The organism is Proteiniphilum sp. (assembly GCF_040307845.1).
GTDB lineage: Bacteria > Bacteroidota > Bacteroidia > Bacteroidales > Dysgonomonadaceae > Proteiniphilum.
In genome coordinates this window covers 56,764-75,484 of the sequence record NZ_JAWRIS010000037.1, presented here as the reverse complement: position 1 = coordinate 75,484, position 18,721 = coordinate 56,764, and the positions used below count along the sequence as shown (strand labels likewise).

At 42.0% G+C, this 18,721-nt stretch carries 11 protein-coding genes; 9 read left to right on the top strand and 2 right to left on the bottom strand.

The features are described from left to right. Positions 1–86: 86 nt before the first annotated feature. From ABV001_RS09380 to ABV001_RS09370, 3 genes are read left to right on the top strand one after another with little or no spacing between them, the layout of a single operon-like run. Positions 87–2,603 (top strand): YfhO family protein, encoded by a 2,517-nt coding sequence (locus ABV001_RS09380; protein WP_352422565.1) that lies wholly within the window; start codon positions 87–89, stop codon positions 2,601–2,603. Between the two features lie 5 nt (positions 2,604–2,608). Then, complete coding sequence (locus ABV001_RS09375) at positions 2,609–3,424, top strand: copper resistance protein NlpE N-terminal domain-containing protein (RefSeq protein WP_352422564.1); 816 nt, start codon at positions 2,609–2,611, stop codon at positions 3,422–3,424. A gap of 47 nt (positions 3,425–3,471) precedes the next feature. Continuing rightward, positions 3,472–4,134, top strand: coding sequence for an HAD family hydrolase (locus ABV001_RS09370; RefSeq protein ID WP_352422563.1), 663 nt, complete (start codon positions 3,472–3,474; stop codon positions 4,132–4,134). 14 nt (positions 4,135–4,148) lie between these two features. Here the strand turns inward: ABV001_RS09370 and ABV001_RS09365 are convergent, their stop codons facing one another. Then, the gene (locus ABV001_RS09365; RefSeq protein WP_352422562.1) at positions 4,149–7,154 is read right to left on the bottom strand and encodes a PD-(D/E)XK nuclease family protein; all 3,006 of its coding nucleotides are present in this window, start codon (positions 7,152–7,154) and stop codon (positions 4,149–4,151) included. Between the two features lie 192 nt (positions 7,155–7,346). Here ABV001_RS09365 and ABV001_RS09360 point away from each other — a divergent pair, with 192 nt between their 5' ends. Next, positions 7,347–7,889: an RNA polymerase sigma factor gene (locus tag ABV001_RS09360; RefSeq protein WP_352422561.1), complete on the top strand. Its 543-nt coding sequence runs from the start codon at positions 7,347–7,349 to the stop codon at positions 7,887–7,889. A gap of 5 nt (positions 7,890–7,894) precedes the next feature. Here the strand turns inward: ABV001_RS09360 and ABV001_RS09355 are convergent, their stop codons facing one another. Further along, positions 7,895–8,467 (bottom strand): HdeD family acid-resistance protein, encoded by a 573-nt coding sequence (locus tag ABV001_RS09355; RefSeq protein ID WP_352422560.1) that lies wholly within the window; start codon positions 8,465–8,467, stop codon positions 7,895–7,897. Positions 8,468–8,694: 227 nt separating this feature from the next. Here ABV001_RS09355 and ABV001_RS09350 point away from each other — a divergent pair, with 227 nt between their 5' ends. The 5 genes from ABV001_RS09350 to ABV001_RS09330 all read left to right on the top strand — a co-directional run bounded on the left by ABV001_RS09350 (position 8,695) and on the right by ABV001_RS09330 (position 18,672). Next, positions 8,695–8,853, top strand: a complete 159-nt coding sequence (locus ABV001_RS09350) for a hypothetical protein (RefSeq protein ID WP_352422559.1) — start codon at positions 8,695–8,697, stop codon at positions 8,851–8,853. A 415-nt stretch (positions 8,854–9,268) separates the two neighbouring features. Beyond that, positions 9,269–10,453 (top strand): FecR family protein, encoded by a 1,185-nt coding sequence (locus ABV001_RS09345; protein WP_352422558.1) that lies wholly within the window; start codon positions 9,269–9,271, stop codon positions 10,451–10,453. Positions 10,454–10,608: 155 nt separating this feature from the next. After that, the gene (locus ABV001_RS09340) at positions 10,609–14,049 is read left to right on the top strand and encodes a SusC/RagA family TonB-linked outer membrane protein (protein ID WP_352422557.1); all 3,441 of its coding nucleotides are present in this window, start codon (positions 10,609–10,611) and stop codon (positions 14,047–14,049) included. Positions 14,050–14,062: 13 nt separating this feature from the next. Further along, positions 14,063–15,811 (top strand): RagB/SusD family nutrient uptake outer membrane protein, encoded by a 1,749-nt coding sequence (locus tag ABV001_RS09335; protein WP_352422556.1) that lies wholly within the window; start codon positions 14,063–14,065, stop codon positions 15,809–15,811. A 287-nt stretch (positions 15,812–16,098) separates the two neighbouring features. Beyond that, entirely contained in the window at positions 16,099–18,672 is a 2,574-nt protein-coding gene (locus ABV001_RS09330; protein ID WP_352422555.1) for a glycoside hydrolase family 2 protein, read from the top strand. The last annotated feature ends 49 nt before the right edge of the window (positions 18,673–18,721 follow it).

The window sequence follows — 18,721 nt, the reverse complement described above, 5'->3', positions numbered from 1 at the left end:
GTGGTTCGAACAATAATCGGTTTAATGATTTAACCATTCAACGGTTCAACCATTCAACGTTGATGCAAAGAAACAAATATTTCCCTATGAAGAATTCTTTTGATTTAAAAAAGATATTACCCGACCTGATCGTGATTGCGGGATTCATCCTGATCTCATTTATCTATTTCTCCTCGGCAGTGACGGAGGGGCGTGTAATCGCCCAGAGCGATTCTCTGGCCGCCATCGGACAGGGCCAGGAGCAAAGGGACTATATGGAGCGCCACGATGGAAAACGTACAAGGTGGAACCTCTCCATGTTCAGTGGAATGCCTTCCTACCAAATGAGCCCGACGTATGATTCATCCAAACCGCAGGATGCAGTCAAAAAAGCCTATACCCTCTTCCTTCCGAACTACGTAAGCCTGATATTTATCATGCTCCTCGGATTTTACATCCTCATGCGCGCCTTGAAGGCATCCCCCCTGTTGAGCGCATTGGGAGCCATTATCTGGGCTTTCTCATCCTATTTTTTCATCCTTATTGCGGCAGGGCATATCTGGAAATTTGTCACTCTTGCCTATATCCCGCCTACTATCGCCGGTATGATCTATATCTACCGGAAGAAATACCTTCTGGGCGGATTGATTTTCATGCTCTTCGTCGCTTTCCAGATATCATCCAATCACCTGCAAATGACCTACTATTTCCTGTTCGTCATGCTCTTCATCGCGATTGGATTCCTTGTTGAGGCCATTCAAAAGAAGGAATTACCCGCTTTTGTAAAGTCGACTGCGGTTTTATTGGTGGCAGGAATTATCGGCGTTGCTGCCAATGCAAGTAACCTTTATCATACTTACGAATACTCAAAAGAGACCATGCGGGGTAAATCGGAATTGGCCCATCATGGAGAAGAGAATAAAACCGGGGATGGGCTGGAACGCGATTACATTACCGCCTGGAGCTACGGTATCGGTGAAACATGGACATTACTGGTACCCAATACCAAAGGAGGGACTTCTGCCGCGAGAATCGCCGAAAACGAAAGGGCAATGAGTAAAGCCCGTCCTGAGTACCGGCAACTTTATCAACAGATCGGGCAGTATTGGGGAGAACAACCCTTTACAGCCGGGCCGGTTTATGTAGGCGCCTTTGTGTTGGCTCTTTTCGTACTGGGCCTTTTTATTGTGAAAGGGCCATTGAAATGGGCACTGTTGGCCGGCACGCTCTTATCAATCCTGCTCTCCTGGGGAAAGAACTTCATGGGGTTGACCGACTTTTTTATCGATTGGATACCGATGTACAATAAGTTCCGGGCAGTATCATCCATCCTGGTTATTGCAGAATTCTGTATCCCCTTGTTAGCCGTGTTGGCAGTAAAGGAACTGATCCAAAAACCGGAAATAATAAAGAATAACATACAACAACTCTATATCAGCCTTGGCATGACCGGCGGCATAGCACTATTGTTCGCCCTTGCCCCCAAACTTTTTTTCTCGTCTTTTATCTCCGCCCAGGAAATGCAGGCATTACAGACACTGCCCCCCGAACATATTCAGGCGGTGATCGCCAACCTCACCGATATGCGTGTTGCCATCTTCACGGCAGATGCCTGGCGCAGCTTTTTTATTATTGCCATCGGAGGCATCCTTCTTTGGTTGTTCATCAACAAAAAGATAAAAGCAGAATGGACTATAGCGGGAATCCTGTTACTTTGCCTGGTAGACATGTGGGATGTGAATAAACGCTACCTGAACGATAATGATTTCGTGCCGGAAAACAATCAACAACAACTATTTGTCCAATCGCCTACAGATCAGCACATACTTCAGGATAGCACGAAATATTACCGGGTATTGAATATGGCTACCAATACTTTTGACGACGGTATTACGCCTTACCACCATAAAGTGATAGGCGGATACCATGCAGCAAAACTACGCCGCTATCAGGATATGATCGATATACATCTCAGAACCGAAATGATGGCTTTACAGCAAGGAATTATCCAGGCACAAGGTGAAATGGACTCGTTGAGCGGCGATCAATTCAAGGTGTTGAATATGCTCAATGCCAAATGGATCATTATGCCGGCACAGGACGGCAGTACCATCCCACTGGAAAATCCGTACGCCATGGGCAACGCATGGTTTGTAGACAATATACGTTTTGCGGAAAATGCCGATGAAGAAATCGATGCATTAGGTGCTATCGATCTCCGGAAAGAAGCAGTAGCCGATAAAAAATATGAGGCGCTCCTGGGTGACTTTCGGCCGGCGCCGGTCGATTCGGCATCCACCATACAACTCACCGACTACGATTCCGATTTTGTGACCTACACCGTAGATGCAAAAAAAGACGAATTGGCCATTTTCTCCGAAATTTACTATCCCAGGGGATGGAAAATCACTATTAGCGGACAACCGGCTGAAATGTTGCGGGCCAACTACACCCTGCGGGCACTCCCTATTCCGGCGGGACAGCATACGGTGGAATTCCGTTTCGACCCACAAAGTATCAAGGTCACGGACGGAATCGCATTTACAGCGCTGATCATCATGCTTCTCACTGCGATCCTGCTTGTATACAAAACGATAAGACATAATAATCAACCAAATAATTAGAAACTATGAGAAAAAGTATTATTCTGGCATGCATATTAATAGTATCATTTACCGCATGCAATACGGGCAAACGTGGCAGCAATAATTCCAAGAACGGGACAGAAGTAGCCGATCCAGCCCACAACAGCCGCAATTCACTGGATTGGGCAGGAATATACAAGGGAACATTGCCTTGTGCCGATTGCGAAGGAATAGTGGTAGAACTCCGGTTAAAGGAAGACCTCACATACGAAAGAGTGATGACCTATCTGGGAAAAGGGGATAACCGTTTTACCGATAACGGCCGCTTCGAATGGGATGAAGCGGGAAGCAGGATCAGATTGACCAGTGCCACTTCTTCCGGCGATGTAGACAGTTGGTTTAAGGTAGGTGAAAATCAACTGATTTCCCTCGACATCGAAGGGAACCCGATTGAAAGCACCCTTCCACCCGATACTTATCTATTCCGGAAAATAGACATCGACAATGTCATCACCGAAAAATACTGGAAACTGATAGAGCTCAATGGAGAAGAGATTACTTTTGCTACTGAGGGCCAAGCCCGGGAAGCACATTTTATCCTGAAAAACGATGACAACCGGGTCATAGGAAGTACGGGATGCAACAGTATGAACGGAAGCTATTCCCTTTCGGAAGAGGAGCATAGCATCCATTTCACTCCATTTGCAACCACCCGGATGGCTTGCATCGGCATTGACTACGAGGCTGAATACTTAGATATATTCCAATTATGTGATAACTACACCCTGCAAAATGATACGCTGACACTAAGCAAAGGGGAAAAACCGCTGGCCCTGTTTGTGGCAGTCTATCTCCGATAAGGCAAAGTCGTCTGTCGGCTATATTACCGGATTGGGGTTCTGTCATTATGGAGAAACTGCAATTAAAGACTATTTTATTTGACATGGATGGTGTGGCGATTGATTCGGAAAAGCTGCACCTCCGTGCTATGGGGCTCACTTTGGAACAGCATGGCATCGAATATTCACAAACGTTTCTAAACGACTATGTGGGACGATCGGATGAGTCATTCTTTCGGTATGTATATGAAAACATGGACAATTCTCACCCTTTAGAAGAGTTGCTGGAAGAGAAAAATGCTTTTTTTGAGGGGCTACTGAATGAAATGGAGTATGTAAAGGGTTTTACGGATTTTATTCAAAAAGTAAAAACCATGAAGCTGCAAACCGCTCTGGTTACCTCCTCCTCACTCTTCACCGTGAGAAAAGTGGATACTCTATTGAATCTGACTTCTTTTTTCGATCTTATTATTACGGAAGAGGATACCCAAAAGCATAAACCCAACCCGGAGCCTTATCTCCTGGCATTGGAAAATTTAGGTGCTGATCACAGATCAACCCTCATTATTGAAGACTCTATCAACGGTATCGTTGCCGGAAAGGCGGCTGGATGCCGGGTAGCCGGATTGACAACGTCATTTGACGCTCACACCTTGCAGGACGCCGGTGCGGATTATATAATTGACGATTTTTCCGAATTGCGTATTGGATTTTTCCGAACTGTGCTTTGAAAGCAGTCCTGCATTCACCTGTTACAAATCTCCTTAAAGGCGCACCATTGGCAGTTTTTCGTATTCTTTGTCTGGGCAAACGGGATTTCGGGATTGAAGATTTCCGCAAGGCAATCATTGAATAGCGACTGGAATTCGTCCATAAAAACGGATATGTCAGTAACAGGCCGTTTGTTACAAGTGACAGCCGGTGAAGGATCATTAAAAATGGAGCGCAGGTAGTAAATGGCCGGTGATAACGGCACACCAGGATATTCCCGGGCATAAAACAACGCATATACGAACACCTGTAGAATTTGATACGCCCGGTTCGGTTTCGATCCGTCGAACAGATCGGCAACCTGCTTGAAATCAGTTGTTCCCGTCCCGGTCTTATAGTCGATGATACGGTAGCTATCCCCCACCCTGTCGATCCGGTCTATAATCCCCTTGAAGTTGACTGAAAGTTCATCGTTTACACGGTATGGCGTCTCTTGTCCGAAACGATATTCCGCCCCCACAAACTCAAAAGGGGCAAACTGCTTGTCGGCTTCCAGAGTCTGCTTTACATAACTGCGAAGGATTTCACCGATCAGGTAATGCTGCCCCATCAAAGGACGGGGGTCATCTTTCCGTTTGAAATAATGCTCGGCGAATGCTTCTTCAAGAAGCTTCGTCAACAACACATCATCCTTCGCAATCGATGTCAGCACATCGGGTGTGACCGTTTTGTTTTTATACCGGCCGTAAATCTTTTCCATCAATTTGTGGAAGATTGAACCGAACAAATCCGACTCCACGGACTCCCGCACTTCATCTTCTTCATAGAGGCCTTCCACCGCAGTAAAGTAGAACTGCAGGGGACAATTGATGTAATTGTTAATGAGCGAGGCCGAAAGAAAAGACTCTCCCCCCCGCCTGAACGCATCTAATTTTCGCAACACTTCCGGTGTCTTGGCAACCGACACAGGCAATATTTCGGGTGCCGCCACATCATACGCCACCACCCGTTCCGAAATATCAAAATAATCCGAATAGAGATACTTTAACTGGTAGAAATAGCGGCTCACTTCACCCGTCTGCATCTCTTCAGTGCGTGTATCGTACAGCATAAACACCCGCTTGGCCCGGCTGATCATCCGGTAAAAATGGTACGCATAGATACTGTCCTGGTGCTCATATACCGGTAGTCCGAATCCTTTGCGCAAAGTGAAAGGAATAAAAGAATTGACCGGATCTTTCAAGGGGAAGACGCCTTCATTCATCGAGAGAATGATCAGGTTTTCGAAATCGATCGCACGCGTTTCCAGTACCCCCATGACCTGCAATCCGGAGAGCGGTTCGCCGCTGAATGCCACGCTGATGGAATGTGCCAGTTTTTTCAACAGCCGGAAACAGGTATCCGTCGACATGTTTTTCGCACCGTGAAGCGTGTCCTGCAAACGGGTCACGGTTTTATGATATTGCACGATGAACTCCCGTTCCAGATCTACCGCCTGAGAGCCATGTTCCTTGTCTTCCTCGCTGCCGATACCTGTCCCTTGCGCCATGTCTGCCGGGCGAGTACTGTCGGTCATTACTTCCACATCATATTTCTCAGCTGTCAGGATACCATAGATAAAAGTGAGGATATTTTTTATGTACTCAAAAATATCACGCCAACCGGTCAACGGCCGGAAAATCATCCGGAGCAGGGGATGTGGTGGAAATTCCGCTTGCGACACCACGATCCGGTTATTGGTAAGGATATATGTTTTTAATGCGTCGGCTTCCTTTTTGGCTGAGTTGTATACCAATGGATGATTCAGGATCGATAACACATCCCGGTGATAAAACATCATTTGTCCGTCCGATTCGCGTATGTTACGTTGCAAGGCGGCTATATGTTCCATCAATGCAGAAATCGAAGAATAGGAGAGCCCGTATCCCATGGTCACATTTATCTTTCCTATTTCTCCGGGAATAGAATAAAGCACCGGTAACAACAAACCCTCTTCCGGCAGAACAATGGCTGTATTGATCGCTTCCTCCGGATCGGAAATATCTCCAGACTCAATCAACCTGGAGAGGATCTGCGTAACATGCTTGGCCTGGCCTACTCCGGAGGGAATTCCAACTACTTCTATACTTGTCTTCGCCCCATCGTCCTCCTCATCCTGTATTATGAATCGGGAAGGAAACTTCCGCAGGTTTTCATTTACCCATAACGATGCACGGTTCTGGCTGTCTTGTACCTGCAGTGACTCATAATCCCAGTAGAAATCGGCAATCCCCCGGTTTTTCAAATGTTCGAGCAATACCGTTTCTGCCGGGGTGAGTGCGTTCAATCCGACAAATATATAGCATTCCGATTGCAGGCCTTCTCGTTTTTCCCGTCTATCCGGAACTCCCTCTCTTCCCAAACCAATCTCATTTACCGTGTAATCCAAATGCCCTGTCCTGGCTCGCTCCGCCACCTCACGGAACAACATACCCTCATAAGCAAGGCCTTTTTCCTGTAATCCTGCCCGGAAAGAGGAATAAAGCTCATATAATATCTGCCATGTCTCCTGAAATTTTTTCTTGGTTTCGCTCTCCCCTACCGGCATAAAATTGGTCCAGAAGCGTCGGATGGCTTCTATCTGTTTTTCTGTAAGATAAGTCAGGTCATCATCCATCGACCGGAGATCCTGCACATTGCGGAACAGTTGTTTAGCATCTGCCATGTACTTGTCCACATCATTAAAATCGTTCAGCAGCATCTCCCCCCAGTAGAGGAAATCGTCGAACGACTCATCGGAACCACTGACTTTTCCGAAATAGTCGTAGAGCATCACCAGCATTTCAATCTTATCTGCCGGCCGGTAGGGTGAAAGAGAGGCAAATAGTTCCTGGATGGTCACTATAGAAGGAGAAAAAAGCGGCTTAGCGGCAATCTCCGCAAGGTATTTCTGGAAGAAGAAACCAGCACGGCGGTTCGGAAATACAAACGTATACCGGTACAGTTCGTTGCCGTAATGCCCATAAAACAGTTCCGCTATTTTATACAGGAATGGGGTCATATAAGGTTGTTCTCAATAGTGGCTATTATTTTGTTATTACCCATGTTCTACATCTCCTTTCTTGCACAAATCTACACAATTTATTTTGTAACGAGAAATGTTTATTTTTTTGTTTTCCATGAATATATTTCTTTTTTCTTTTATTTTTTCATTATTTTGCACTTGCATTCCCATTCAAAGGTGTAAAATAGGATGATTCAATTTTCAAACATAGCCTCTACGTATAACGAGTATATGGATAGTCTCTACTCGTATGCGTTGCATTTGGGTTTTGATGAACAGACCGCGATGGATGCCATTCACGATGTTTTTTATAAATTGTGTGTCCATCACTCTTTGAATGAAATTAACAACCTGAGATCCTACCTTTTCAGATCATTGAGGAACAGGTTAATCGACATAAAAAGGACAAATAAGGAAGACTTACTCCACACTACACAAGAAGGAACGCAAGACACCCTCCCTTTTCAGTTAAGTATAACCATAGAGGATGAACTGATCATGGAAGAGGATGTGGAGGAGATACGCCAAAAGGTTGAAAACGTATTAAGCCGGCTGACTGACCGTCAGCGTGAAATTGTCTATCTTCGTTATATCAGGGAACAGAGCTACGAGGAAATTGCTGAAATCATGCAGATATCGGTTGCCGCCTGCCGCAACCTGATCAGCAAATCGATCGCCAGATTGAAAGAATCTTCACTGACGATCGCTTTACTCCTACTGGTAATTAAATAAACCGGTTATTCAGCATTATTCTTGAGAACCTTCTTTACCTTCCTCAACCGGAAAGCGATGTAGATTCTGAAGAATCCCATCACAATAAAAGTAAAAGCAGTCCATAAGACAATGGATATGCCGGCAAAAGCAGGATTGAAGAGCATGATCAATGAAAGGATCACACCAAGGATAGCGACTACCAACAATGTTTGCCATCCCACATCATAATAATCTTTTATCCTCCATGCGATACTGATACCGGTCACAGAATAAAAGAGCAGCATAAAACCGACATAAAATGAAAGGGTCGCTGCCGACAAGACCGGATTAAACATCAACAGTATACCGAGAATGATACTCATAATTCCTATGGCCAGTGACCACCCCCATTTCTCAGATTTATTCGCAATAGCGAAGAAGGTTTCAAAAACTCCACTGAAAAAGAATCCTACGGCAAAAACAATAGATAATGCCAGATAGGAGGTAACGGGAGAGAAAATACACCAAATTCCAACAGCAACAAAAATGATCCCCGCGAGGAGAGGAAGATACCAGTTTTTCACTCCTCTTTCAACTTCTTTTAATAATGTTTCCATAATTTATTTTAATTAATTAGCTACTATGTATGAAACAATTCTCAGCGCTTTTTGTTCCATTTTTTTGGTAGAATAAATGGAATAATTCAAACAAGTTTGGCATTTCATTCGGCTTTGACTATATTTTTCGTTGAAAGGAGAGTAATAATATGAACAGTACTTCATACTTAAAAAAGAATTTGATTTCACGCATAAAGAGTTCAAATAATGAACCTTTTTTAAAAGCATTGCAGACATTATTCGATAATGCTGAACGGGAGTTGTATGAATTAAATGATGCCCAAAAACAAGCTATTGAGGCGGGACGTAAGGATATTGAAAAAGGGAACTACAAATATCACGAACAGGCAATGGAAGAGATGGAAATATGGCTAAAACGACAATAATATGGTCCACGCAGGCAGAATTTGAACTTAAAAGCGTATTAGAATTCTACAATTCAAGAAACGGAAGTTCAAAAACAGTCTAAAGCTTTTAAGGCAGATTAGACAAATAACCGGTATTCTTTCCGAAAATGAGTTTATCGGTAGACTCTCTGAGAACAAAAGAACTCGCGTCATTGTATGAGTGTTTATTTAATCTTCTATGAAATTATAAAATCTGAAATTCACATCCTCTTCTTTTGGGGTAATCGCCAAAATCCTAAGAACAGAATCGAAAAAAAGAATACCTCAAAAAGCCCCTTTAGTTAAATTTCATCCAATTTTGATTTTTCTTTTAAAAAGTGATGATATTTTCAACCGACGATCGTCTTTTATATAAATATCGTGTAAAAAGGATAAAAAAATTCGACAAACATCTATGCAATTGAAAACAGAAAATAGCTTTATCCGGTTTCTGAAAGATGAGAAATTCATTGAATGGAAATTATTTCCGACGGATGAATTAAACAGATACTGGGAAGAATATCTACAGTACCATCCCGGTGAAAGGGAAGATATTCTGCTGGCGGAGCAACATTTTCAAAACATAGACATATCCTCGGTGAAACTATCCAAGGAGAAAAAGCAGGAGGCAATCCACCGTTTGGAACAATCGCTTGGAGCTTATAACCGCAAACGTAGAATTTACCGTTTTGCTTACATTGGTGCGGCTTGTGTAGTTGCATTGGTTATGTCAGTACTGTATTTACAAAAAGAGATAAACCAATCTTCTGGAGAGGAATTGGTCGCTTTTTCAGACTATATTGTGGGAAGTGAACTGGAATCGGAAGATATTCTATTTATTACCGGTGACAAAACCGCCACCTTCCAAAGCAATGTGGATATACATTTAGATAGAAATAACAAGGCACTAATAAAGAGTGATAAAGATGCTGAAGAGATTTCCATCGAACAGCATACAATGAATCAATTGATCGTTCCCTATGGAAAAAGATCCAAAGTTGTTTTGTCTGACGGAACCCAAGTATGGTTAAATTCCGGCTCCACTTTGGAGTTTCCTTCCACATTCTCCGGAGAAAAACGTGAAGTGTTCTTATCCGGTGAAATGTATATTGAAGTAGCTCCTGAAAAAAACAAATCATTCTATGTGCATACATCCGGTTATAATGTAAAAGTGTACGGCACCAAATTCAATGTATCTTCCTATTCGGGGGCTTCCTCGTCTGTAGTATTGGTAGAAGGGAGTGTTAGCTTACAATCAACCGACAGACAGGAATTATTTCTGTCACCCAATGAACAGGCTGTTTACTCAGAAACCTCCGGTACTTTCGACACAAGAAAAGTAGATGTGCATTCTTTTATCAGTTGGAAAGAAGGGTATCTTAGTTTCGAGGACACACCGGTTATTGAAGCGCTTAAACAGATAGAAAGATATTACAACCTTTCATTCAACTACGGAGATGGCATATCTTTACACGGACTTACATGCACCGGGAAAATCATCCTCTCCGACAATTTGGATAATGTGATGACTGCTTTAACTCTGATTTCGGACACGAAATACCAAAAAGAAGATAAACTGATATATATCTACAAAGAATAATAACCCATAAAATAGATATGCCTATGGAAAAATAACATGAAAAGTAAAAGTGAACCTGCCGACCGGCAGAAAAAAGTCGAACGGTAGTGCGAATACCGTCCGACTCAGATAATTCTAATTACCTCGTATATTAATAATTAAAATCATACAAAAATATGAATAAATATTCTATTGAAAGGGGAAAACCTGACAATAATTTCAAATATGCACTAAAAATCATGAGAATAACCTTATTCTTCTTGTTTTTCGGTATCCTCTTCTCTCAAGCCGCAACTGGTTATTCACAAGATGTTGAACTAACACTTAACCTCAAGTCGGCTTCTATCAAAGAGATTTGTGAAGAGATTGAAAAACAAAGTGACTTTCGTTTTATTTTTGCGGGAAATGCAAAAAAGATCATCAATAAAAAGGTCGATCTTACAGCCAATTCTCAGGACATCAATGAAATTCTGGATAATATTCTATCCAATACGGATTTAAAATACAGAATATTAGATAACCAAGTGGTTATTTATCGTGATGATACAAAGATTATTCCTAAAGAAATTGAAGAAATTGTTTCCGAATTGATCATCCAACAGCAGAAGAAACAAATTACCGGAAAAATTACAGATCAAAATGGCGAGCCAATAATAGGTGCTAATATTGTGGAAAAAGGGACAACCAACGGAACCGTTACCGATATTAACGGAAATTTCGCACTGAACATTGAAAATGATGCCCTACTTCAAATCTCCTATATCGGTTATTTAGCACAGGATATTAATACGGACAACAAATCTTTCTTTGAGATCGTTTTGCATGAAGATGCCCAATCTTTGGAGGAACTAGTAGTTGTGGGGTATGGTATTCGTAAACGTTCTGATTTGACTGGCGCAGTTAACGTAATGAGTGAACAAACGATCCGTAATACTCCTGCCGCCAACATCGCAATGGCTCTGCAAGGAGCAGGGGCAGGTGTAAATATACAGCGAAGCGGAGGATCAACACATCCGGGGCATACTCCAGAAATCCGTATTCGAGGAACCCGTTCTATAGCTGCCGGGAATGATCCTCTTTTAGTTGTCGATGGTATTCCATACGATTTAGGAATGATGAACAATATTGCACCGGAAGACATAACTTCGGTTACTGTGCTTAAAGATGCTTCGTCAACAGCAATCTATGGTTCACGTGGAGCCAATGGAGTTATACTGATTACCACGAAGCGAGGAACAGAAGCAAGCAAGGCAACAGTAAGCTACAGTGGATATATCGGCTTCACTAAACCACTGGGATTCTACGATATTATGAATGCGGATGAGTATATGGAATTACGCAAATGGGCCATGTATAATCGCTATAAAAATGCAGAAAATTACACAGGTTTAGACGATCCGAGAGTATTACAGAAAGTCCTGGAAGGAGGTCTTGATGGAGAAAGAGAAGGTCTTGAAAGAGGCGTAAATACCGACTGGCAAAAGAAACTATATGACAAGGATCCTTTGACAACCAATCACCAGATAAGCATAGCGGGAGGGTCAAAAGATACCCAGTATGCTGCATCGTTGGGATATTATGAATCGACAGGTGTGTATGATTTGCAATCGATGGAACGTACAACGCTGAAATTATCTGTTGATCATACAATAAGTAAATATCTGAAACTGGGACTTAACACATTGAATACTTATTATATCAGCAGAGGAGAAAGCCTTAATCCGATGAGTGATGCTCTTACACTCAGTCCTCTCCTCTCGCCATACTTAGACGATGGATCGATACGGGAAAAAGTACATCCGAATGATCTTATGAGTAATCCGTTAATGGATCTTCGCCCGGGTGCGATTCAAGATAATCGCAAACGATTGTCAACATTTACTACAGGTTATTTAGAAGTCGATTTTACTCACGGATTTAAGTACAGGCTCAATGCCGGAGTACAACTATCATCCACAACGCTACAACGTTACTATCAGCAAGGAACAAGCAAGCGCCGCCAATCATCAAACTATGGTTTCAATGAATCAGCTTCTCTTATGGATTACACAATTGAGAATCTTTTAACTTATGACAGGAAATTAAACAAACATAATTTCAATGTTACAGGTATGTTTAGTGCTGAAGAAAGAGAATCGCAGAATTTCAATTTGAACTATGAGAATGTACCGACCAATCAGGTAGGTTACTACAATCCGGCTACAGCCGAGAACCACAAAGGAGATGGAAGTTACAGTAAATGGAGTATGCTTTCTTATATGGGACGTCTTAATTATGACTATGATCAACGCTATTACCTGACCGCAACGTTTCGGGCCGACGGTTCTTCACGTCTGGCGAAAGGCAATAAGTGGCACTATTTCCCTTCTACTGCCCTTGCATGGAATATAGGCAATGAACAGTTCATGAACGGAACTTCCCACATATTATCCCAATTGAAACTGCGACTCAGCTATGGAGAGGTAGGTAATACTAATGTGAATCCTTATGATACAATGGGTAATATGTCTAGTAACAAGTATATCTTTGGATCTCAGGGTGTACTTGGATACTATCCGACTGCCGCCTCCAACAACGAATTAAAATGGGAACGTACAGCCAGTTATAATGCTGGTATAGATGTGGGGTTTCTCAATAACAGAATTACAGGTTCTGCCGAGGTGTATAAACAATTCTCCAATAACTTGATGATGATGTTTACCCCTCCTGCAACAAGTGGTGTCAGTACACAGATTCCCTATAATGTAGGTAAAACAGAAAATGTTGGGTTTGAATTAGCAACCCGTGTACATATTTTTGACGGCGATGGTAAAAATAAGTTACAATGGACTTCTGATCTCAATATTTACTTTAACAGAAATAAGGTTGTTAAACTTACCGAAGGAGTTGATAAGCTAATTTCTGACAACCTTTTTGTCGGATATCCGCTGGGATCGTTTTATGAATATGTAGGGCTTGGGATTTGGCAAGATACTCCTGAAGACAGAGAGCTTGCCGAAAGCTATGGGTTGAAGACTTCCGGTGATGACTCGGTGATCGGAACAATAAAAGTGGCAGATATCAGTGGACCAGACGGGGTTCCCGATGGAGTAATAAATGATGATGACAGGAAAATAGTGGGTAGTCACCAAGCAAATTTTGAAGGTGGATGGACAAATATGCTGGCATACAAAAACTTCGACTTTACAGTTGTTATGAATTTCCGACAGGGAGGCTTACTAAGGTCTGAACTTTATGGTGGCGGACAAAACTCTTTGATGGGTGGTTATATGAACAACCTTGATGTTGACTATTGGACTCCGGAAAATACTGGCGCTCGCTGGCCGGCTCCGAACAACAGGGTACAAAGTATACAGTATAAAGGAACGCTTACATTATTCGATGCATCTTACCTCAAGATACGGACGCTGACCTTGGGATATTCCTTACCGGATCAATTCCTCGACACAGTAGAAATAAGCAGGGTGCGCATTTACGCGACAGCTACAAATCCATTTACCTTTTTCTCCGAATATGTAAACAAATATAAAGGGCTTGATCCAGAAACTAACCGTGTGATGAATACCGTAATCCCTCCATCATGGCAAATGTTATTTGGCATTAACATAACTTTCTAATTACGAGACAACAATGAAAAAGATACTATATTTATTAGCAGCATGCTTTCCGTTATTTTTCTTTACGACATGTGCCGATTTTCTGGAAGAGGAAAATCACTCAAAAATGACCCCCGAGTCGTTTAATACACCACAAGGTTTTGAACTTGGGTTGAACGGTGTCTATGGAGGTATGAGAACTTTTTATGGCCCCATTAGTTCTATCCATATGTTAACTGTAACCGGAACTGACGAATTCTATAGCCGTTCTTCGGGCGACATCTATAATTTTGGTAATTATACGACAAATTACAAGCCCAATTCTGGGTACATATATGATTATTGGCGACATTCATATACCTTGATCAATACTTGTAATGGTCTTGTACATTTCGGTGAAGAAATGACGGATATCTCCGAAGCTAAAAAGATAACCATGCTGGCGGAAGCAAGATTTTTCCGGGCATTACTTTATTTCCGTCTAGTACAGTTCTTTGGCGATGTGACATTGAACCGTACATATAATGAAGGTATTGTAAAGGAGGCTAAGCGTGATCCGATAGCAGATGTTTATGACTTTGTTATTGAAGACCTACTGTTCTGTACAACTCCCGGCCATTTGCCTGTCGGACCTAAAGACACCGACCCGGGACGGGTTACACAAGCATTAGCCCGCCATCTTCTGGCAAAGGTATACCTCACCCGGGGATGGAGTAGTGCTGCCCAACCTACCGATTTCCAGGATGCATACGATATAGCGACAGCACTGATTAAAGATGGCGATCTGACAGGGGTTACACTCATGCCCAAATATGCAGATATTCATAAACCCGGCAATGAAAATAATCAAGAAATACTTTATAATGTACAGATGACAGACGATCCGATTTATGGTGTACCGGAAAGGGATGCAAACATAAATCATCTTTCACATGTCTTTGTTGCGGGTTATTTTAATTTTAATGGTAGCGGTAATGTGCAACAAATAGAAGATGGACGTGTGTATGCACGATATCATGGAACAACATGGCTTTATAATGAAGCTTTCGGTGATATAGATAAGGACTCGCGCTATTATGGTACTTTCCAAAGCGAATGGACTGCTCCAGTTGATTTTCAGAATAAAGTTCAGGAATTTTATGTTGGAGATAATAAGTATTCTGCCATTAGAAGTGGAACAAAAGGTAACCTTGCGGGGTATCTTCCCGGTAAGAATATAGCCAAAGAGGAAATAGAGGCGACGAATTACTATATACTTACTCCTGAAAACTATACCGATCCATCGTTTCCAACAATGAAGAAATTTGTAGATCCTAATCGTACAAGCCTTTCATTCGACTCTCGGCGTTCAATTATAGTGTACCGTCTGGCTGAAACTTACCTTATTGCTGCAGAGGCTGCTTTTAAACTTGGCAATAATTCCACCACCGATGGGGCAGCTTACTATATCAACGAACTACGTAAAAGGGCTGCCTCTAAGGAGGAATATATCGATGATCTGATGATCACTGCCGAAGATATAACCATTGATTATATCCTTGATGAAAGAACACGCGAGCTTTGTGGTGAACAGTTGCGTTGGCTCGACCTTGTTCGTACACAAAAATTAGTAGAGCGGGTACGGAAGTATGGTTTCTTCACTACAAAATGGACAAATCATACCCTACCTAAGGACAATATACAGGATTTCCATATATTACGCCCAATTCCACAAAAACAAATAGAGTCTGTTATTGTAGGTGATCCTTATCCGCAACAACCTAACGGGTGGGATAAAATGTAAATCTTTTCTGTAAATTATACAGGCGTACATAGTTTGGTGTACGCCTGTTTTAGGTTTCGTAGTTCATAATAATAGGGTATACAAGTAAGAATGCATTAGAAATAGAGGTAATTTTAATGCCCGAAAAATTGACATCAATAAATAAAAAAATAATGAGACTTTGTTATAAGTATTTAGTTATTACGTTTGTATTTTTAATATTTTGTGAATCAGTTTTTTCTAAAGATCGTGAGTATCTCTTTTCTTTAAAATCTGAAATGGGTCATGGAGGAAAAGCGCTTTGGTTAATGAGAAAAGCAGGAGAGGTAGCCAATAAAACCGAAGATATTTCTACTGCCGGATATGTACCTGAAGGATGGACAAAAGCAATTATTCCCGGTACCGTACTCAATTCGTTGGTTGCCCAAGGGATTTATCCGGAGCCGTATTTCGGGCTAAATAATAAAATTACAAGTGGATTGATTCCTGATTTGAATACTGCTGGACGTGATTTTTACACCTATTGGTTTCGGACAGAATTTGGAGGAGTTGAAGCGAAGAAGGGTGAACGCCTATGGATGCAGATAGATGGAGTAAATTACCGTGCTGAATTTTGGCTCAATGGTAAGATGGTGGCTAATATAGCCGGAATGTTCCGTCAGGAATTTATCGATGTTACAGATTATATCCATTCCGATACAAAAAATGTGCTTGCAGTAAAAGTATACCCTATAGACGAACCGGGGGGACCTCGTGAAGGTGTTTCCAAATCATGGGGAGCAACAGGTGAATTTCGTAATGGAGGTAATGGGGAGATAGGAAAGAACGTTACAATGCTTATGACGGTCGGTTGGGATTTTACCTTCCTTGATGGTATCCGTGACCGTAATACGGGGATATGGAAAGATATCAGCTTTTTCAAGACAGGAGAAGTTTTCATAAATCATCCATTTGTCAAAAGTGATCTGCGAAAGCCCGGTTATGACCATTCACAACAAACAATAAGTGTTGAAGTACACAACCCGGGATTTAGGACACAAAAAGTAAAAATAAAAGGAGAGATAGAAAGTGAAGCTATTACTTTTGAAAAAGAAGTTCAAATTCCACGAGGGTTAACCAAGACAATAGAATTCAACGCTTCGGATTTCCCTCAGTTAGCCATTAATAACCCACGTCTTTGGTGGCCTGTCAATAAAGGCCCCCAGGAACTTTATACCCTTTCTATAAAAGCAGAAATAGAGGGTGTAGTATCAGACTCCATTATTACCCGTTTCGGCATCAGGGAAATTACTTCACATACAGATACTCCCGATAAATCACGCACATTTAAAGTAAATGGGAAGGATATTTTTATCAAAGGAACTAACTGGCTGCCTGAAAACATGTTGCGTATATCTGATGAACGGACCTATGCCGAACTACGCTATACAGCACAATCAGGTGTCAACCTGATCCGTTTCTGGGGAGGAGGTATTACAGAGTCCGACTATTTTTTTGACTTGTGTGATGAACTGGGAATACTGGTCTGGAAGGAATTCTGGATGACAGGAGACACTAAACATCCTATCGACAAAGGATTACACCTGCAGAATGCCGAATCGGCTGTTAAACGTATCCGGAATCATCCTTCGTTGGCTTACTATGTATGTTCGAACGAATCGACCGAAATGTCCGGACTTGAAGAGTTACTCCTCCAGATAGATGGTACACGTGGTTACCAAATGCAATCGGAATGTTGCGGAATTCACGATGGCAGCCCTTATAAAACGGTTAATCCTATGAGGCATTATGAGAACACGGCTTCCGAACGGGGTAGTCGCGTAGACGGATTCAATCCTGAATACGGTGCACCTTGCCTTTCTACTGTTGAATGCCTGCGTGAAATGATGCCGGAGGAAGACCTTTGGCCAATCAACAAGGAGGTTTGGGATTACAGTGATGGTAACGGATTTCACCAAATGTCATCACTTTATGTGGATTTGGTCAATGAATACGGTAAACCGGAAAGTATAGATGAATTTGCCATGAAAGGGCAATTTGTGGGCGCAATGAATTATAAAAGTATCTGGGAAGTTTGGAATTATAATAAACTCAATTATGGAGATCGCTATACTTCCGGATTTCTTTTCTGGTACCATAATTCTCCTATTCGCCAAGTTTGCGGGCGAATGTGGGATTGGTCGCTCGAACCTACGGCTGCGCTTTATGCTGCGGCAAATGCATGTGAACCCCTCCATCCGCAATTCGATTATCTGAAGAACACGGTATCAGTAGTAAACGACTATTATAAAGCTTTTTCCAACTATAAAGTTACAGCCGAAGTTTTTGATATTAACTCAAAGCCGGTTTGGAAAAATCAGGCTTCTATCGATCTTCCCGAAGATGGAGTTGCCAATGATGTGTTCGTGATTGATTTCCCTAGAAATATTTCTCCTGTGCATTTTATCAAGTTACGTCTTTTCGATAATGCAGGAAAGGAAGTAGGCAGTAATTTTTACTGGCGTTCAACGAGCGTTTATGAAGGAATGAAATCTATGACAGGACCGGCTACGGCAGGATTCCAGAGTATAAAAGATCTTGCTCCGGCCAAAGTATCAATGAAATATAAAACCCGTGTAAGCCAGGGAAGGCATTATATCGACATCGAATTGAAAAATACGAACCGGGCGATCGCTTTTTTCACACAATTACAATGGCTCAATTCCGCAGGCAAACCTGTACGTCCTTCGTATTATACCGATAACTTTTTCACTATGACGCCGGGAGAAAGTCGCAATATAACAATTGAGACAAATAAAAAGGATCTTCCCTCTGATAAATATTCGCTTATCTTGAAGGGTTTTAATATAGCTCAAGTGAAAAATACTATTTTAGTCCAATGAAACGAGCATGATAACTATTCTCACACAAGAACATGACTAAATGCGAGTT